The 993-nt window shown below is 39.7% G+C and carries 1 protein-coding gene and 1 pseudogene; both read left to right on the top strand.

What is annotated here, in order from left to right; translation table 11 throughout:
• Positions 1 to 404, top strand: a pseudogene (locus ACS8FD_RS17145) (NADH:ubiquinone reductase (Na(+)-transporting) subunit F); the annotation flags it as partial.
• A gap of 71 nt (positions 405 to 475) precedes the next feature.
• A partial coding sequence (locus tag ACS8FD_RS17140; RefSeq protein ID WP_439276733.1) for an FAD:protein FMN transferase occupies positions 476 to 993 on the top strand: 518 nt, incomplete at its 3' end.

Genomic DNA, 993 nt, shown 5'->3' with positions numbered 1-993 from the left:
AAATGATTTTTGTTGGGGGTGGTGCTGGTATGGCACCAATGCGCTCGCATATCTTCGATCAGCTTAAACGTCTGAACTCTAATCGTAAGATTAGCTTTTGGTACGGTGCACGTTCTATTCGTGAGATGTTCTACGTTGAAGACTATGATCAGTTAGAAGAAGAGTTCGAGAACTTTGAATGGCATGTTGCCTTATCGGATCCTCTTCCTGAAGACAACTGGGACGGCTATACAGGCTTTATCCATAATGTCTTACTAGAAGAATATCTAAAAGACCATCCTAATCCAGAAGACTGTGAGTATTATATGTGCGGGCCACCGATGATGAACGCGGCGGTTATCGACATGCTACACAGCCTAGGTGTGGAAGACGAAAACATCATGCTTGATGATTTCGGTGGTTAAATTGGCCCAAGACCATGATCAATTGAGCAAATAGTTTTTTATTTTGACTCATATTTATTTCGATGATCAATATGAAAGACATAAAAAAGAGCGTCAACAGTGGCGCTCTTTTTTTTCATCCATTTTTGCTGTTGGATAAATTTACAATGTTTAATAAAAACAAACCTCAAACATATCTGTTCTCTACCCGGTCTCAAAATGATCAAAAGACGGTAGGTAACCCTATATTATTTGCGTTATCAGCATTGAGTATAGTTGGTCTAACCGCCTGTCAACAGTCGCCTGATTATAACTATTTAATCGGTGAAACAATGGGTACCAGCTACCATATCAGCTATCAATTACCAGAAAAGGTAATCGAGGCAGATATTCAGGCTGCCATTGATCAGCGTCTACAGCAGATTAATGACAGTATGTCGACCTATCAAGTTGATTCTACTATATCCAAGTTTAATCAATTAGGCAAAGATACACCCATTTCTATTGATACTGACTTTAGTCACGTACTTGATATCTCAAGACAAGTCTATGCACAGTCTGGCGGAGCATTTGATCCGACTGTTATACCGCTCATTAATACTTGGGGGTT

Source organism: Psychrobacter sp. 1U2 (assembly GCF_051847575.1).
This window is presented reverse-complemented; position numbering and strand designations above follow the sequence as displayed.